Origin of the sequence: Coleofasciculus sp. (genome assembly GCF_046539235.1) — a bacterium.
Lineage (GTDB): Bacteria > Cyanobacteriota > Cyanobacteriia > Cyanobacteriales > Coleofasciculaceae > Coleofasciculus.
In genome coordinates this window covers 1-17,500 of record NZ_JBKHHI010000014.1, presented here as the reverse complement: position 1 = coordinate 17,500, position 17,500 = coordinate 1, and the positions used below count along the sequence as shown (strand labels likewise).

Below are 17,500 nucleotides of genomic sequence, written 5' to 3'. Positions count from 1 at the left end.
TTATGTTGTTCAAGGGCATGATTTTGAGGCGATCGCTGATGGGATGGGATGAGGGCGCACGTCTATCATGCTTGATTGGATGTTTCCCCTTCTCCCTTCAAGGGAGAAGGGGTTAGGGGATGAGGGTGAAATGCTCGCCAGTCGTGCTTTCACCTTAAGTTGACACCAATGGGCATTGCCGTGCCCTTACTCACTCGCTTTTCTTTCTCGCGCCGCCTTTTGAAAAAATTGACTGTACTGTTGATGACCTTTGTGAAAGACAAAGTTTAAGCTTAAAGGCTCATCGACATCACGAACATCACCGGGACCTTCGAGTACAACAATTTCATCGCCAGAGGTTTCATGTTGACCAATTTTCACAGGTTTGCGATTTTTGACTTCACCTTGGCTACTATCGATATAAACGATAATATTGCCTGTATTTAACTCCTGACCGATATTTTGAATCAGTTGTAAAAAGTTGCGATCGCTCCCGCCTCGGCGAACTGTTACTCGCCCCTGTATGTCTTGCACAGAGCTATTCACCGTATCTCCGACGCCAATCATCAACGGCATATCTTTCGGGTCGAAATTCCCTTTAACCAACTCCAGTAATTCCTCTAGCGTTTTTGGCGCTTGTCGCACATTAAAGTCTTCTCCTAATGGATAGGAACCCGTCCGTTGAAAATAATAACGATTTAAAATCGCTAACACACCCGCCTCTTTAATCGCCCCTTGCAGCATAAACTGAAAATCAGTGGTTCCCGAATCCTGCGCTTGTGCTGGGCGTAAGAGTTCTTGTCCGTTTAAATCTCTGCCTAAATTAGGAGCATAATGAACAAAAAACGAATCGCCTAACCCTTTAATCTGTGCCTCTTGTAACAGTTCTTGCATCAGATTTTGCATATCTTTTTGCAAGTCCATATAAACTTGAGGGGATTGGCGCAGTTGTTCATAAAAGGTATTCAGATTTGCACTAGGGGAAGCCTTATTTTCCAGAACCGAAGCCTGAATACATTCCTCCAATTTTTCAATTTCTGCGGCTGTACTCCTTTGTTCAAAAAAGCGGCGTAACCGGAGTTTAATCGTCTGCGGAACTTCGGCTAAAAACTCTAATTCGGCTTCACTAACACCAGGGTGAGAGACATTCCCTTGGCGGTCTTGCCATTGCACACCGCCACCCGCTAGACCAGGGAGATATAGCCCCTTTGCCTTTACCTCAGCCGGATTGCCAAAGGCGCGTTCAATAATACCGTTTACTCCTCTTTCTCCAATATGTTCTCCGTTAGTCAGGACATAAAAATGACCATCAAACGCCTGCGTCGCTTTAACATAGTTTCGGTCAATTACTCGTGTTAATGGGTCTTTAACCAGTCCCATGCAGACGCCATCTAAATCTTGGATAATTAGGATATTTTCTACATTGATTAAAACATCGGCAAGGACTTCCGTCTTTAATGATAGAGTATACTCATGGGGGAGAAGTTGAGGAGAAACACTCATTGGTAAATCGCTGATGACAAACAGTTCATATTTTATCGTTCATGGTTCATCCTTCAGCGATTATTCTCTGACTCTGCCACTCTAGCAGCACAGCGCGACACTGGAGACAGGTTAAATCTTGCAGGAGGGAGTGAATTCCAGGGGATGTGGTGGGGTAGGTTGTCCCAACTCGGTTGGGGTTTACGGCGACTGTGGGGTCAATTTCAGCAACGAAACCGTAGAGATATTGGTTGGAGAAGGAGCTATTGATTGCCCAGCCTGTAGAATTGAGAGGAGTTAGGTTCGCGATCGCGTCTTCAGAGACTCCTAATTCCCGGCTTAAGATTCCGGGAATGGCGGCGATTGGAGATTGTTCAGGATTGACTCGTCCACCGGGAAAATCCAGGGTCGTTTCTCTGACACCAGGGCGATAGGTTGGTATAGGAAGTAGAAATTTCCCCGCCTGAATTGTGACAATGACAACTGAATCGGCTTTTTCGACTCGCCAATAGTCAAGAATTCGCCCTTGGTCATCTTGTAGGCGTTCACCGATTAGAGTAAGCCATGGGGAACAGATTTCTACGAAGCGGTCTAGGGTTTGCCAGGGGCGAGGTTTATTCATAAAACATTAGACTTTGGACAAAAAAAATAAATTTGCGTAATTTATTGGCAAAGGCATTTGGGGCAGAAAAATTAGATGTCGGGGCGGGTTTAGGGACTAAATTCAGATATTCACCGATAACGGAACAACAAAACCCGCCCTCCTCACCGAAAGGCAATCCATTAATCCCAAACTGGACAACCGAACCCATCTTATTCTCAACCGCGATCGCACCAAAAAAATGTCGAAATTTGGAATTTAGGGAATTGGTTAGGTGAAAGATTAGGGCAGGGCGGGTTTTGTCGAAAGGTGATTGGTGGCTCCATTAATTTTGTCCCTAAACCCGCCCCTACATTGGGAATTGGTTAGGTGAAAGATTGGGGCAGGGCGGGTTTTGTGGAAAGGTGATTGGTGGTTCCATTAATTTTGTCCCTAAACCCGCCCCTACATTGGGTTTTACGGCTGCTGCACTACAGCACTCTCAAAACACTGGGAATACTATCAACCGCTTCTAACGCCTGAATTTCGGCTAAGGCTTTGCGGAAGTTTCCTTCCCGGACATCATGGGTGACAACCACAATTTCGGCTAACTCGTTCTGGAAGCCAATTTGTACGACTGACTCTAAACTGACCCCATGATTACCAAAACTAATACCCAGATGACCAATCACACTCGGTCTATCTTTAGTCATAATTCGGGCATAAAATCGAGTGACTAATTCTGAAATCGGGGCGATGCTGCAATAGTGTTGATGCACACAACTTAACAAGGGATGCAGGTGGTGAGTTTCTCCCGCCGTTTTCAACACCGCCGCAATATTCAGAATATCCGATACCACCGCACTCGCCGTTGGACCTGAACCAGCACCGGGACCAAAGAACATCACTTGTCCCAAGGGTTCCCCTTCCACCAGAATCGCGTTGTACACGCCATGAATACTAGCCAGGGGATGGGCTTGGGGAACCAGAGTTGGGTGTACTCTAATCTGTAGCATTTCGGATTCGGGTTCACTGGTGGCAACCCTCGCCTCTCGCTTGGCTACCGCCAGGAGTTTAATCACAAAGCCTAAGTTCTGGGCGTAGGCGATATCGGCGGCGCTGACTTGGCGAATTCCTTCACAGTGAACATCTTCTAACTTAATCCGTCCGGCAAAGGCTAAGGAGGCGAGGATGGCAATTTTATCAGCGGCGTCTAACCCTTCAACATCAGCGGTGGGATCAGCTTCGGCATAGCCTAATTTTTGGGCATCTGCCAGAATATCGGCAAATTCTCCGCCCTCGCTTTCCATGCGGGTGAGAATATAATTGGTGGTGCCGTTAACAATCCCGGTAATGCTGTGAATTTGATTGACGCCTAAGGACTGTTTTAGGGGTTGAATCACCGGAATACCGCCACCCACCGCCGCTTCTAAGAGAACATAGACGCCTTTTTCTTCGGCGGCGGTAAAGATTTCTGCCCCATAGCGGGCGATAACGGCTTTATTAGCCGTGACAATATGCTTCCCATGGGAAATGGCTTTGAGGATTAGCGATCGCGCGGGTTCTAATCCCCCCAGTAATTCCACGATAATATCAATCTCTGGGTCAGTGACAATCGACTCCAAGTCTGTCGTCATCACCTCAGGCGGCACTTTCACTGATCGGGGTTTATCTAGCGATCGCACGCCGACTCTATGAATGTCAATCGTTTGCAGCAGGGGATTTCGACCCGTGGGGTCTTGTAAAATTTTTGCTGTTCCCGTACCAACTGTTCCCAGTCCCAATAAACCGATTTTAAAAGCCACAGCTATTATCCTAAAATTTCAAACCAACCGTCATCTACATAATTAATTTGGGCAAAGGGACTCAACGCCGACAACACTTGAGTGCCGTAACTGCGATGGTTAACCCGATTGTCTAATAAGGCAACAATCCCTTGAGAGTCTCGCACTGGCGCAACTGCCCGTTGTAATTCTCGCAACGCCGCAGGTAATAGATATAAGCGAAACCAGTCTAACCGTCGCTGTTTGTAGTACGCCACTTGACCTGCAACCCAAGGGTATTCTAGGGAGGGTAGGGGTAACGTGGCAATAATTAACAGTTGGGGAGAGGGTAAAAACTGTTGCTGAGAGCGCCAGAATTCCCAACCACAAACTAGAATACCATTTTCCTCTAGCTGGGTCTTTTCCACCTGGACTCGCGACCCAAATTCCGCGGCTAAAACTGCCCCTAACTGATTTTTCAGAGGGACATCCCCGACTAAGATGACGACAGGTGTTTTCACCTGATGACTTGCCCCTAAAAGCGTTCGCACTTGTTGAAACAAGGCATTGCGGAAGCGGGGCGTATTCGGCATCGGTAGCCTATCGGGTAAATAAAGCTGAATCAGTTTACTGTGGCGGTCAGGCGAGAATTTTAAGCAGGTTAACTCTCCTAAACCCAGTTGTTGACGGTAAACTGACGCTGCTGTATCTAAATCTAGCGCCCCGCCAATTAAGACTATCGGTTGTTCTGACCAGATGGGGCTGAGGGATGTTGCTACTTCTGTGGGTTCACAATACAGGGAAAACTGACCCTGCGATCGCTCAATCCCTGCCCAAGTAAACTGATTGGATGATTGCCAGCATTGCCAAAACTGTTTCCAGGCGGGTGGTAGATAGGCAGACTCCCCACCATTTGCCGATTGTAAGACCTCAAACAACTCCTGGATGACAGCTTGTTCGCCCGATTCGATCAGATAGCAATCATAAGGATTGGCTGGACGCTCAAATAAGCGTTTGGTTAGCCGCACCCACCTATCCCGAATCCAATCTGCCTTTTGCGGATGGGCTAACATCAGGCCATGCCAATGTTGAGGCTGAATCGTACTCTTGAGTTGATCGCGCACCCAGTCCTCTAAATCGTCTGCTTGGTCAATGAGGGTGGGAATACCTTGAGGAAACGCCCTTTTCTCCCCTAAACGGTCTGCCAACCATGCTTCAGGAGTGGTAATCAGCAGTCCTTGAAAATCCTCATCTGGGAACCTGTCACCAACGTGAATCGGCTTATTTGTACCCATCCATTCTTGCAAGCTGGGAATTTCGACCTGTAGCAGCCACGTTTGGACTAACACAGGCGCAACAATAATCACGGGTTCCTGCCAAATTAAAGCAGGTGCCAAGTAACTCAGACGATAGGGTTCTTGGGGGCTTCCCGTTTGAATTAATGCCGAACGCCCCAAGCGCAAAGCCCGCGCTACCAGCCGCGCCATGGTTAAATGGTGGGGCCAGTTGGGTTGACCTTGCTCTCGCAGAAAGGCACGTAGAGAGGAATGGACTTCGACTTCAATCACGTTAATCTCGTGTCTGAACGTTCCCAGAACTATAGACAGCTATTCTGATCTTGCCTCAACCTGAGGATGAGTCCCTTGGACTGGATTTTGGAACTTATCTAGTTTGACATAAGAATCGAGGATTAGGTTTACCAGTGCGTTAACCCAACCATTACCATTGGAGTAAGATGCAAACGATTAAGGGCGGGTTTTGTAGAAAAGTTATCGGTGTCGATGTAAAGTTAATCCCTAAACCCGCCCCTACATACAGACGCTTCTGTGATCACGTCTGGAACATGACTCCCCCTGCTCCCAGACGCGCCATGGCACGTCTCTACATCGCTTCCCCTGCTCCCAGACGCGCCAAGGTTGCTTCCATTACCGCCGTGGTTTGTCCAGAAACAGTAAATACCACCGCTTCGCGATAGACACGTTGGGCGGCGTGGGATTGGATATTTGCCGCGCCACTGGAAACTGTTACCGCCGCATTGGTACACCGCCCTGCTAGGTTAATTGCCCACGCCCTTAGCTGTAGGGATTGGGGACGTTTTTTCCCCATGTAGGGGCGGGTTTCACTATTATCATTTGTTGTCACCCGGATGTTTCTAAACCCGCCCCCATCTCCCCTATCTTCTCTATCTCCCCCATCCTCGGTGTCAGCAGAATTTGCTGATAATGCGGCGATCATTGCGGCTTCACAGTCGCAGACTTCGGCGGTGAGAGCATTAAAAGCGTTTTGAATAAATCCTAATTGCTTGCGTTGATAAACGGCAGCCACAATATCTAATCCGGCTTGAGCACAGCCTAAGGCAAAAAATCCATGATTTAATACATTTTTTCGATCTGTTTCATGAATCGCCCCGGCTTTTCTGACGAATAAAACAGACTCGTGAGGTAAAAACCAATCCGTTAGACTAGCAGACACCGTATTGGTTGAATTCATCGCCGCTAACACCATCGGTTCACTAAACGCGATCGCACGTCCAACTCCTTGGTCGGTCGAGGTAAAGGGTACAATACCATAGAGTTCTTGACCATCGGGTAATGTTGCCCCAATCACAAAATCCTCAAATAAGCCAAACCCCGTAACCCAAGGGACATTCCCGCTAATCTGATAGCCCCCATCCACAGGAGTCGCCTTTACTAGGGGATTCCCGGTGCGGCGCAGTTGGGAGAAACCTACCCCGACTAACGCCTCACCCCTCCTCATGCGGGGAAGATACTGCTGCTTTAAGGCGTGATTATCACTTTTTGCCAAAAACCCACCTGCACTCTGATGCTGAGTTTGCAGAAATGCCAATGCACCAGAATAACGACAGACTTGTTCCTGGAAGTGAAAGAAGGTGACAGGATTAACCTCAGCACCTCCCCAGGCTTGGGGAACCTTCAGCGCTAGCAAATTGCGATCGCCTAATCCTTTGAGTGCGGTGCGTAATGCTTCCGTATCCTGATCGATCTGTGAAGCACGAGGGGCGACAATTTCGCGCAAGTAAGTCTCCGCTACCTCTAAAAGGTTAGACGGATTCGCGATTCCCTTCGGGATAGCTTCGCTTCGTGCGTCAGGAACACCTTGGTTCGCTGTAGTTGGTGACATTAGGTAACAAACAGTTCAACAATTCCTTTCTCAGGATATCCGACTCATTGCCGCGCCCATTTGGAAGATTTCATGATACCAAAGTTAGTAGAGTTTTGTGTTCAATTGCCCAAAACCTCCTCCGGCAAAATCAAAAAGACTGATTTGAAATAACTTTGTTGGTGTCAACTGTTACGCTGCGATCGCCCGTTTTGAATCAGTTGTTTGGTGATCCACCAAGCCCCCGCAGAACAGATCACACTGGCAAAAAAGGCAATCACAAAGGGATGGGGAGGAAGCCAAGGGCGATCGCGACTACTTAAATTTGCTTCAATTTGTCCCCGGAATTGCGGCGCGGTTTCTTCTCCGAAATACCGCCAGAATGATAGTTCTTCCTTATCGAGTCCTAGTCTAGCACAAATCCGCTCAATTGTTTCATTATAATTGTTAATATTGATGTTAATTGTCGTAAATAAATCTTTCATTTTCCGCAGCAGGCGATCGTAAATCAGAGAATCGGCGGAGAGTTGTTTTAACTGAGGTTTTAAATTTTGCAGATAGGTTGTATCTTGGGGGTCAGGGTTGGCGGTATCAATTTGGAGTTGAATGTCGTCTTCGGTCATCATTTATCCTCAAGATGCTGGGGTTGTGGTTTCAGAAATCTTAGCCAAAGAAACGCTCATAATCATCATGGCTACCAATCCAAAACCAAGTTATAGTATCTGCATCTTTAAAGCCCAAAGCCCGATATCCTCGCGTGACTCGGACAGACCAAATATCCTCTTGACTGTTAATACACTTGAAATGGAGAGAGGGATGAAACGGATTTTCTGCCCAGAGTTGATAGGCTTGGCGGGCTTTTTGTCGGATTTCTCTCCTCAGTTTGCGGTATTCATCCCAAAAGGAGGGTAACACCTCAGAATTCATAACTGATTATAATCCATGGGAGTAGCTTGTCCGGCGGCGCGTTGTTGTTTGGCTTGACGTGCGGCGGCGACTAACGCAGATTGAGTCCGATTAAACGCCGTATCCCACTGTTGTTCATCTTGCAAATCGGCGATATATTCCCGTAAATGTTCAATCACTTGGCTTTGAACCGTATCGGGTAAAGATTCAACCAAAGTCACTAAGTCTTGAATCGCTGGGGATGACATGGGTTAAACTCCTGAGTTAGGGTGGTGATTTCGTTCATTTTATCATCAACCAACCGGGTTGAACTTGACCCCAACCATACAACGCGATGCTTTGACCTCTCAGATTATCCGTAGACTGGGCAACAGAGAACAATTCCTCAAACGTCTGAACCGCCTCCTCCCACTGCTGCACTTGGTCGTAGCCAATCCGTTAAGGCTGAACTGTTTATGAAGGGTTAATGAAGAACAACCTGAGACTGATTTTGGCAAATCCGATTATATTTTTTTATGCTTTTGTGTTTATTTGGGCATCCTTTCAGTAGGTTTAAGTATTAATTGTACACATTGATTCATTGTTTTTAGTATTTCTATACAGTTTTGTTCATTTCTACGTGTTATGGACAATTGGTGTTAATTGTTGTTAATCTTAGGTTAAACAATGCCCCATAGACATAATTTTTTCTGATGAGATTATAATTTTATTTTCAACAAGATATTGTAAAGGCACTAACCTTTTTGATTCACCCAGAGTAAGGTATAAAACAAAGACTTTTATCAGAGTTTAATCAGGGTGAAACAATGAAATACGCCGTTGCCGAAAAATCCCATCTTAACTCTTCCAGCCCGCCCCAAGCCGAAAAAACGCCATCTGATTTTTGGCTTTCCCTGAGAACCAACGTCAAGTTAAAACATCAGGCTCCTGCCATTCAGCCTGTTTCACGCAACCAAAACTTACCCCTTTCCTTCAACCAAGAACGACTCTGGCATCTGGAACAGTTACAGCCCGATACTTCTGTACATAATATCTTGCATTGCTTGCATCTTCAAGGTGAACTCAATGTAGCAGCACTAGAGATGAGTCTGAGGGAAATTATTCGACGCCATGAAATCCTGCGAACCACATTTCCAACCGTAAATGGACAACCCATCCAAGTGATCTGTCCAGACATTGATTGGACTCTGCCAATTATAGACTTGCAAGAACTGCCTCTAGAGCAAAGAAAAACTCAAGCCCAAAAACTCGCTGCCCAAGATGCCAAGCAACCGTTTGACTTGACAAAAAGCCCATTGTGGTGTCTAAAACTGTTGCGTCTAACTAAACAAGAACACATACTGGTACGAACCATACACCATATCATCTTCGATGGTTGGTCTGACCGAGTATTCCTAAGGGAAGTCGGCGTACTTTACGATGCCTTTTCCCAGGGAAAACCATCGCCACTTTCGGAACTGCCAATTCAGTATGCCGACTATGCCCAAACCCAACGGCAATGGCTACAAGGCGAGGTATTCTCCTCTCAACTTGACTACTGGCAGAATCACCTAAGTGGCATTTCGGCTCTGGAATTACCCACAGATTACCCACCTCCACCTGTGCCAAGTTACCAAGGTGCTTATCAACCCTTTGAGTTATCACAAAGCTTAACCCAGACGCTCAAGAAATTGAGTTATCAGGAAGGTGTTTCTCTGTTCGTCACCCTGTTAACCGCCTTTAAAACCTTGCTCTACTTATATACAGAGCAAGAAGACATGATTGTCTGTTCCCCTGTTGTCGGTCGTCATCAAGTGGAATCAAAAGGGTTAATTGGCTACTTCAATAATATAGTAGCGCTCCGTACTGACTTATCAGGAAACCCCAGTTTTCGAGAACTGTTGCATCAAATCAGTCACGTTTCCTCACAAGCATTTGCCCACCAAGATATACCCTTACAAAAGGTGGCAGAACTCCCCAATTTAGTTCACACACCGCTGACGCGAGGTATGTTTATCTTGCAAAATACACCCAATCCGTCATTAGCTCTCGATGGGTTAACCGTGAACTCCTTGTATGTAGACCGGGAAATCGCCAACTTTGATTTGTCTCTTTCCCTGCAAGAAAAATTAGGAAAATTAACAGGAGGATGGCAGTACAAAACAGACCTATTCAAGGCGACGAGCATAACTCAGATGTTGGCGCATTTCCAGACCTTACTAGAACGCTTAGTTATCAATCCCGAACTGTGCCTAGAAGACTTGCCACGTTTTGCTGATGGAAAACTCCGTCAACTGTCTGATCCCAATCAGAGTGCAGCTCCCTTAACCCGACAGCAACAGAAAACCTATATCGCTCCGCGAGATAAGCTCGAACACCAACTCACCCAAATTTGGGAAAAAGTTCTAGGCATTCAACCCATCGGCGTGAGGGATAACTTCTTTGAACTCGGGGGACACTCCCTGCTAGCGGTACAACTGTTCGGGCAAATCGAGAAGAAATGGAACAGAAATCTACCCGTAGCTACCCTTTTCCAAGCACCAACCGTCGAGCAACTCGCCAACCTTCTGCGCCAGTCAGGATGGTCAGCACCTTGGTCTTCATTGGTAGCGGTTCAACCAGAGGGTTCTAAGCCACCATTCTTTTGTGTCGCTGCGGCTGGCTGCACCGCCCTTGGTCTTACCACTCTGGCGCGTTGTCTTGGAGCTGACCAACCTTTTTATGGTTTGGAAGAAAAAATGGATGGAAAACAGGCTCCCAAATTGCGGATTGAAGACTTAGCCACTCATTACATCGAAGAAATATGTACTGTCCAGCCTGATGGTCCTTATTTTTTAGGAGGTCACTCCTTTGGTGGTATAGTTGCCTTTGAAATCGCTCAACAGCTACAGGCACAAGGTAAGACGGTAGCTCTGCTCGCCCTATTTGATACTGCCTATAATGGGTTGCCTATTAATAGTTCACCATCGCCTTTACCATTACCTGTACCGTCGCCTGTACCATTCCGTTCCCGTGTCTCTATACATCTGGAGCAAATTTTACAACTCGGATTTAGCGAGAAGATAACCTACATTCATGCCCACGTCAAAGAGCAATTGGGGTGGAAAGTCAGGAAGCACCAGAAAAAGCTGACCAAGTTCAGGAGCCAGATAGAGAAGAACGTCCAGAAAATTGCCTGTAATTTTTACTTGGGTATTGGACAGGAATTGCCTTACGCTCTCCGAGGATTTCATTTATTAGAGGAGAAGACAAAAGCCAGAAAAGCGTATCGACTGCAAATCTATCCCGGTCAGGTCACTGTATTCTGGGCTATGGGCGACGGACATCCTCTAAAAACTTACCATAATCGTTCAGGCTGGGGCACAGTGGCTGGAGGAGGATTGAAGCTGCACGGTGTTCCTGGCAATCATGGCAGCTTGAAGTCAGAGCCTAATGTACAGGTTCTGGCAGAAAAATTGCGGGTTTGTTTGGATGAGGCACAGGCGGAAGTGGAAAGGATGGTTGGTCAAACAGACTCCCTTTAATTCTGCACATTTTTTTATTGACTAGACCAAAAAAGTGAGGTTTAATTATGCAACCCATTGAAGAAATGCTACGCCAGCACATTGCCGAAACTATTCTGTTCAGTAGCCAAGGCTATGCTTATCCCGATGACGCTTCCTTACTGGAAAACGGCATCATTGACTCGATGAACGTGATGGAATTGGTGCTGTTTTTAGAAGAAAAATTGGGCATTCAGGTGGAAGATGTCGAGATTGTCCCGGAAAACTTTGATTCCGTTAGCAATCTAGCGGCATTTGCCCGACAAAAACAGTCCCTGTTTGTTAGTTCTTAAAGGCAGAAATTGTCATGTTGGTACAGGAATTTATCGAGTCTAGCGCTGACCGATTACCGGATAAGGTGGCGTTGATTGGCGATGGGCAACGCCTAACATATCCCGAAGTCGAGGCACAGGCAAACCGCTTGGCAAATGCGCTCTTGGCACAGGGTTTACAACGGGGCGATCGCGTCGTATTATTTCTACCTAACTGCCTAGAATTGGCGATCGCAATTTTTGCCGTCCTCAAAGCGGGTGGCGTTTTTGTGCCACTCAACCCCAGCACGAAGTCCGATAAGTGCGCCTATATCTTAAACAATTGTCAAGCCAGAGTTTTCCTCACCAGTGGACGACAAGCCGATTTAGCTCAACAGCTCACCCAACAGGTTCCCTCCCTCAAAACCATCATCCTGACTTCGCCACCCGCCGAGACGAGTACGGGCAATGTCCTCAACTATACCGACATCCAGGGCGATTACATAGCACATCGCCCTCCAAAAGTCAATATTGATCTCGACCTAGCTTGCCTAATTTACACCTCCGGTAGCACTGGCGACCCCAAAGGCGTCATGTCAGACCACAGCAATGTTGTCTTTGCTGCCAGTTCGATTATCGAATATCTGGGCAATGTCGAGAGTGATATTATCATCGGCTTGTTGCCTTTGTCCTTTGATTACGGACTGTACCAACTTTTGATGGTGTTTAAATTCGGCGGCACTCTGGTGCTGGAAAAAGGATTCACCTATCCAGCCGCCATTCTCAAACGCATGGAAAAAGAACGGGTCACTGGCTTCCCTGGCGTCCCGACAATCTACGCCATGCTACTGAAAATGGATCTGAGTGCCTACGATTTATCCAGTTTACGTTATTTGACCAACACCGCAGCTGCCTTGCCTCCCTCCCACATTCTCCAAATTCGGGCTAAGTTTCCCTGGGCGACGCTGTTCTCGATGTACGGTTTAACCGAAACCAAGCGCACCCTCTATTTGCCCCCAGATCAACTGGACAAACGTCCCGATTCCGTCGGCATCGCCATTCCTGGCACCGAAGTGTGGATTGAAGATGAACAGGGTCAGCGGCTGGGTTGCTCTCAAGTGGGTGAGTTGGTGGTGCGGGGACGCCATGTCATGCGCGGTTATTGGGGTAATCCCCAGGCAAGTGCTGCCCGTTTCCGCCCTGGATTGATGCCAGGGGAGCGGCTGTGCTACACCGGTGACCTATTTCGCATGGATGAAGAGGGGTTTATGTATTTTGTCTCGCGACAAGATGACATGATCAAAAGCCGGGGCGAGAAAGTGGCACCGAAAGAGGTGGAGAACGTGCTGTATGGTCTTCCAGGTGTTCGGGAAGCGGCGGTGATTGGCGTGGCTGACCCGGTATTGGGGCAGGTGGTCAAGGCGTTTATCGTACAGGAGGGCGATGAACTTACCCCAGCCGATATCTTACGGTATTGCCGCGCCCATTTGGAAGATTTCATGGTGCCGAAGTTAGTCGAGTTGTGTGTTCAATTGCCTAAAACCTCCTCTGGCAAAATTAAAAAGACCGATTTGAAGTGATTAGTCATTAGTCATTGGTCATTGGTCATTGGTCATTTGTCATTTGTCATTTGTCATTTGTCAGGGTTTGAGGACTATTTACAGAACTTACACAAAGTGGCAACAGCGCTAAAGCGCTTACTACAAACAAAAGGAGTAAGTTATGTGTGGTATTGTTGGTGTTCTCAACTTGCAGGAACCTCAGCCGATTCCGGAGACGGTTTTGCCGCAGATGTTAGCCATGATTCGTCATCGGGGTCCCGACGAATTTGGGATTTATCGGGACGAATGGGTTAATTTGGGTAATGCCCGTCTCAGCATTATTGATTTAAACGGTGGACAACAACCGATTTGTAACGAAGATGAAACATTGTGGATTGTCTTCAACGGTGAAATCTTTAACTATGTGGAACTGCGCCCCCAATTAGAGGCTCTCGGTCACCGCTTTACCACTAATTGTGACACAGAGGTGCTCCTGCATATGTATGAAGAATATGGTGTCGATTGCCTGAATTATCTGAATGGTCAGTTTGCGATCGCGATCTGGGATACTCGTCAGCGTAGCTTATTTTTGGCACGCGATCGCTTGGGGATTCGCCCCTTGTTTTATACTCTGTGCCAGGGTCAGTTAATCTTTGGTTCCGAAATCAAGACCATTCTGGCGCATCCCAGGGTTTGTGCAACAATTGATCCCGCCGCACTGACGCAGGTGTTCACGTTTTGGACGGTGTTGACACCGCACACCATTTTCCAGGACATTTATAGCCTCTCCCCGGGTCATTATCTGCAGGTTCAGGATGGACAGTTAACTATTCAACCATACTGGGAACTAGACTTTACCCCAGAAGCATCCCGGCGTACTCCCCAAGATTATCTGGATGAGTTTGAGCAACTGCTGATTGACTCCACCCTGATCCGACTACGTGCTGATGTACCCGTTGGCGCTTACCTGAGTGGGGGGTTGGATTCTTCCACAACCACCGCGATTATCCGTCAATACGCCCAGAACTCCTTAGAAACCTTCTCTATCGCCTTCTCAGATCCAGAGTTTGATGAGAGTGAGTTCCAACGGCGCATGGCAGATATTTTGGGTACTAACCATCGGGTTGTTTATTGTACCCATACCGATATTAGTCGCCTGTTTCCAGAGGTAATCTGGCACACAGAAACTCCCACATTACGCACCGCACCCGCACCCATGTTTATGCTATCTCGATTAGTCCGGGATTCTAATTTAAAGGTGGTGCTTACTGGGGAAGGGGCAGATGAATTCCTTGGTGGCTATGACATTTTCAAAGAAATGGCGATACGTCGATTCTGGGCAAAACAGCCAGATTCCCAATGGCGACCGTTATTATTGAAAAGACTATACCCAGAAATTTCCCGTTTGAGTCGTACCAGTGAAGCCTTTGTCCAGGCGTTCTTTAAAAAGAATCTCACTGATACCAAATCACCGTTCTATTCCCATATTATTCGTTGGTCAAATACGGCTCGTCTCCAGCGTTTGCTAGTTTCTAAACCAGAGGTTGGACTACTAGAATGGGCAGAACAATTGGTTCCCCTCCAGAGCAATTTTTCCAGTTGGTCTCCTTTAGCCCAAGCCCAATACCTGGAAATTGTCACCTTCATGTCACCCTATTTGCTGTCCTCTCAAGGCGATCGCATGGCGATGGCGAATTCAGTGGAAGGGCGTTTCCCCTTTCTAGATTATCGAGTTGTGGAATTTTGCGATCGCCTGCCATCCAATGTGAAGCTGCGCGGCTTAACGGAGAAATGGCTGCTGCGACAATTAAGCCGCAAATTACTACCCCCCGATATTTGGCAACGCCGTAAACGTCCCTACCGCGCCCCGATTCACCGCAGTTTCTTTCACCAAGATACACCGGATTACGTCTGGGAGTTGTTGTCGGAAGATGCTGTACGCGCTGGCGGTTTATTTAATCCCTTAGCGGTTAATCAACTGGTTCGCAAAGCCCAAAGTGGATCACCCTTGGGTGAAGTTGATGATATGGCGATCGCCGGCGTTTTGTCCACCCAGTTGGTTGATCAACAGTTCGTGAAAGACTTCAACTCTCGGTTATCGATATTGAACTCTTCGGATCGAGTTAAGGTTATTGATCGCAAATTAGAGGGAATTCACTAACAAACTGTAGTTGAATGGGTATAAAATTCGACCCTATAGGCGGACACATTTTTCCATTATGAAGTAAGTATAAGATGAAACCACCGAACTTGTCAATATATCAAATCGGAACCTATGGGAATTCATCAACCACAGGAGATTTAACTGTGACAAATGACGTAGCTTGCTTCTCGCGATAGCGAGTATGACATAAACAAATGACCCCTCTCACCACCCGACTTATTCAGGAGATTCTATCATGAACGATCCAGTCAAAACGGATGCAATTGGCTTCAATAAGCACTCCCTTAATTTAGATGTAGCCAACGAGACGGAACGCATTGTCGAACAGTTACGCCAAAGTGTCCATCAAACCCTACGCCGTCGCGGGGCGGTGTTGGGTATCAGTGGGGGGATTGACTCATCGGTGGTGCTGGGCTTATGTGCTAAAGCCTTTGGTTCCGAACATGTCGTCGCCTTGCTGTTACCGGAGGGTGAATCCAGCCCGGAGAGTGCTACACTGGCACAGTTAGTCGCTGATCACTATGGCGTTCAAACTATTACGGAAGACATTTCCGGAGTATTGGATGGGTTTGGCTGTTACCGCCGCCGTAACGACGCGATCGCACGTTTGTTCCCACAATTCGGAGCGGGTTGGCAGGCTAAAATTGCTTTACCGGGAAACTTGTTGGAAAAAGAAACGCTGAATATCTTTTCCCTAACTGTAACCAATCCAGAGGGTGAGGAGTTTACCAAACGCTTACCACCCCAGGAGTATTATCAGATTGTCGCCGCGTCTAATTTTAAACAGCGATCGCGCATGGCTATGCTCTACTATCACGCTGAATTAAATAATTATGCGGTTATCGGTACAGCGAATAAGAATGAGCATTTATTAGGCTTTTTTGTCAAGTACGGAGATGGCGGAATTGATGTTAGTCCGATTGCCCATTTGTTCAAGACACAAGTTTACCAGCTTGCTCGTTATCTAGGTGTGCCAGAAGACATCCAACAACGCACGCCGACTTCAGATACCTATCCAGGTGGAAGTTCACAGGAAGAGTTTTTCTTCCGTCTACCCTTTGATATTCTGGATACCATTTGGTTCGGGTATGAACAGGGGGTTAACAACGAGGAAATCGCCCAGGTACTTGATTTGACAGTAGAGCAAGTCGAGCGGGTTGTTGCCGATATTGTCCGAAAACAACGTACAACTTCCTATCTAAGAATGCCTGTTATTAGTATGGAAAACGTTGATTAAAAATGTTACACCCTCGTTTCTAGGCAGAGTCGAGGAATGCCTCTGTTGATAGTAAAGGGCGACCCGATACAATTGAGTGGATGGGTGGCGTTCATTGATGCAGGCGGGTCGCCCCTACAGTATACAGCAGTTTGCTCTGCTATGCGGTACATTGTCGCTCCCCCTCGCATTAATTGGTAATCCGGTTTAAGTTGAATCGCTTTCTCGTAAGATGCGATCGCAGGTTGGGAATTCAGGCGCCGTTTGAGTAAAGGGCGACCCGATACAATTGAGTGGATGGGTGGTGTTCATTGATGCAGGCGGGTCGCCCCTACAGTATATTTATGATTAGGTCGCTACAGGGGGTTAATTTATTCCCGTGGATTGCCGCGACTGGGTTTCTATGGGGAACGATTGTCCTGCGGGAAATGTTAACTTAAATAAACTTAAGTTTCATTTCTTTACATCTAGCTCTAACCTAGATTGATATTTCGTCAAACCGAGCGATGAGGTAAAGTAATTTATAAGCATTAGCTACAATTAGTCTAAAGCTTATACATCCTGCTGTGTTGACTCCAATAGCAGCGACAAGAGCCATCCTGTCAGAGACAGTTGGTCATGGTGATAACACAGTAGTGAATTGAACCTTATTGAATTGTCAGAGCATCCAATGAACATTAGTCAGCAATTGGGCAGACTTAAAAGAGGCATTTTTAGAATCAAAAAAGTTCCTCGTTTTTTGATCTTACTGATTGCCACAATTGCCACGATTCAGTTTTTAATTCTCCCCGCCTTGACCCAACAACCCGTCAAGGTTCAAGTCTTGATGAGCGCCCTTGAAGCCACCCTATGGCAACCCTTTGTCGAGGAATTTGAACAAGAAAATCCAGATATCAATTTGGAAATCAGAGAAGGACCTAGAGCAACTGACGCGGTTGAAGACCTCTATAGTTCAGCCTTTTTGCTGGGTGACTCAC

General features: G+C 46.9%; 15 protein-coding genes and 1 pseudogene. 7 read left to right on the top strand and 9 right to left on the bottom strand.

Annotated elements, in window-relative coordinates:
* Positions 1 to 186: 186 nt before the first annotated feature.
* Both stpA and ACLFWI_RS03000 read right to left on the bottom strand, forming a co-directional pair.
* On the bottom strand, positions 187 to 1,482 hold the full coding sequence (stpA, locus tag ACLFWI_RS03005) for a glucosylglycerol 3-phosphatase (RefSeq protein ID WP_446411674.1): 1,296 nt from the start codon (positions 1,480 to 1,482) through the stop codon (positions 187 to 189).
* A gap of 46 nt (positions 1,483 to 1,528) precedes the next feature.
* Positions 1,529 to 2,083: an NUDIX hydrolase gene (locus ACLFWI_RS03000; protein WP_446411673.1), complete on the bottom strand. Its 555-nt coding sequence runs from the start codon at positions 2,081 to 2,083 to the stop codon at positions 1,529 to 1,531.
* Positions 2,084 to 2,115: 32 nt separating this feature from the next.
* On the opposite strand from ACLFWI_RS03000, the gene ACLFWI_RS02995 reads away from it, so the two are divergent.
* On the top strand, positions 2,116 to 2,340 hold the full coding sequence (locus ACLFWI_RS02995; RefSeq protein WP_446411672.1) for a hypothetical protein: 225 nt from the start codon (positions 2,116 to 2,118) through the stop codon (positions 2,338 to 2,340).
* Positions 2,341 to 2,532: 192 nt separating this feature from the next.
* On the opposite strand, the gene ACLFWI_RS02990 is transcribed toward ACLFWI_RS02995, so the two are convergent.
* The 7 genes from ACLFWI_RS02990 to ACLFWI_RS02960 form a co-directional block, all read right to left on the bottom strand.
* Complete coding sequence (locus tag ACLFWI_RS02990) at positions 2,533 to 3,846, bottom strand: homoserine dehydrogenase (protein WP_446411671.1); 1,314 nt, start codon at positions 3,844 to 3,846, stop codon at positions 2,533 to 2,535.
* Positions 3,847 to 3,851: 5 nt separating this feature from the next.
* A complete protein-coding gene (locus ACLFWI_RS02985) occupies positions 3,852 to 5,372 on the bottom strand; it encodes an ATP-dependent DNA helicase (RefSeq protein ID WP_446411670.1) in 1,521 nt (506 codons plus the stop codon).
* 313 nt (positions 5,373 to 5,685) lie between these two features.
* Positions 5,686 to 6,945 (bottom strand): acyl-CoA dehydrogenase family protein, encoded by a 1,260-nt coding sequence (locus ACLFWI_RS02980; RefSeq protein ID WP_446411669.1) that lies wholly within the window; start codon positions 6,943 to 6,945, stop codon positions 5,686 to 5,688.
* A gap of 164 nt (positions 6,946 to 7,109) precedes the next feature.
* On the bottom strand, positions 7,110 to 7,547 hold the full coding sequence (locus ACLFWI_RS02975; protein WP_446411668.1) for a hypothetical protein: 438 nt from the start codon (positions 7,545 to 7,547) through the stop codon (positions 7,110 to 7,112).
* 40 nt (positions 7,548 to 7,587) lie between these two features.
* Positions 7,588 to 7,851 carry a ParE family toxin-like protein gene (locus ACLFWI_RS02970; RefSeq protein ID WP_446410022.1) on the bottom strand — a complete coding sequence of 88 codons (264 nt, stop codon included), beginning with the start codon at positions 7,849 to 7,851 and terminating at the stop codon, positions 7,588 to 7,590.
* Positions 7,848 to 8,078 (bottom strand): hypothetical protein, encoded by a 231-nt coding sequence (locus ACLFWI_RS02965; protein ID WP_446411667.1) that lies wholly within the window; start codon positions 8,076 to 8,078, stop codon positions 7,848 to 7,850. Before ACLFWI_RS02965 ends, ACLFWI_RS02970 begins: the two co-directional genes overlap by 4 nt.
* Positions 8,079 to 8,112: 34 nt before the next feature.
* On the bottom strand, positions 8,113 to 8,250 hold the full coding sequence (locus tag ACLFWI_RS02960) for a hypothetical protein (protein ID WP_446410024.1): 138 nt from the start codon (positions 8,248 to 8,250) through the stop codon (positions 8,113 to 8,115).
* Positions 8,251 to 8,636: 386 nt separating this feature from the next.
* On the opposite strand from ACLFWI_RS02960, the gene ACLFWI_RS02955 reads away from it, so the two are divergent.
* From ACLFWI_RS02955 to ACLFWI_RS02930, 6 genes and pseudogenes are all read left to right on the top strand, one after another.
* Complete coding sequence (locus ACLFWI_RS02955; RefSeq protein WP_446411666.1) at positions 8,637 to 11,333, top strand: condensation domain-containing protein; 2,697 nt, start codon at positions 8,637 to 8,639, stop codon at positions 11,331 to 11,333.
* A 47-nt stretch (positions 11,334 to 11,380) separates the two neighbouring features.
* Entirely contained in the window at positions 11,381 to 11,644 is a 264-nt protein-coding gene (locus ACLFWI_RS02950) for a phosphopantetheine-binding protein (protein WP_446376301.1), read from the top strand.
* 14 nt (positions 11,645 to 11,658) lie between these two features.
* Complete coding sequence (locus tag ACLFWI_RS02945; protein WP_446411665.1) at positions 11,659 to 13,182, top strand: class I adenylate-forming enzyme family protein; 1,524 nt, start codon at positions 11,659 to 11,661, stop codon at positions 13,180 to 13,182.
* Positions 13,183 to 13,324: 142 nt separating this feature from the next.
* Complete coding sequence (asnB, locus tag ACLFWI_RS02940; protein WP_446411664.1) at positions 13,325 to 15,304, top strand: asparagine synthase (glutamine-hydrolyzing); 1,980 nt, start codon at positions 13,325 to 13,327, stop codon at positions 15,302 to 15,304.
* Positions 15,305 to 15,542: 238 nt separating this feature from the next.
* Positions 15,543 to 16,544: an NAD(+) synthase gene (gene nadE, locus ACLFWI_RS02935; protein ID WP_446411663.1), complete on the top strand. Its 1,002-nt coding sequence runs from the start codon at positions 15,543 to 15,545 to the stop codon at positions 16,542 to 16,544.
* A gap of 649 nt (positions 16,545 to 17,193) precedes the next feature.
* Positions 17,194 to 17,500, top strand: a pseudogene (locus tag ACLFWI_RS02930) (ABC transporter substrate-binding protein); the annotation flags it as partial.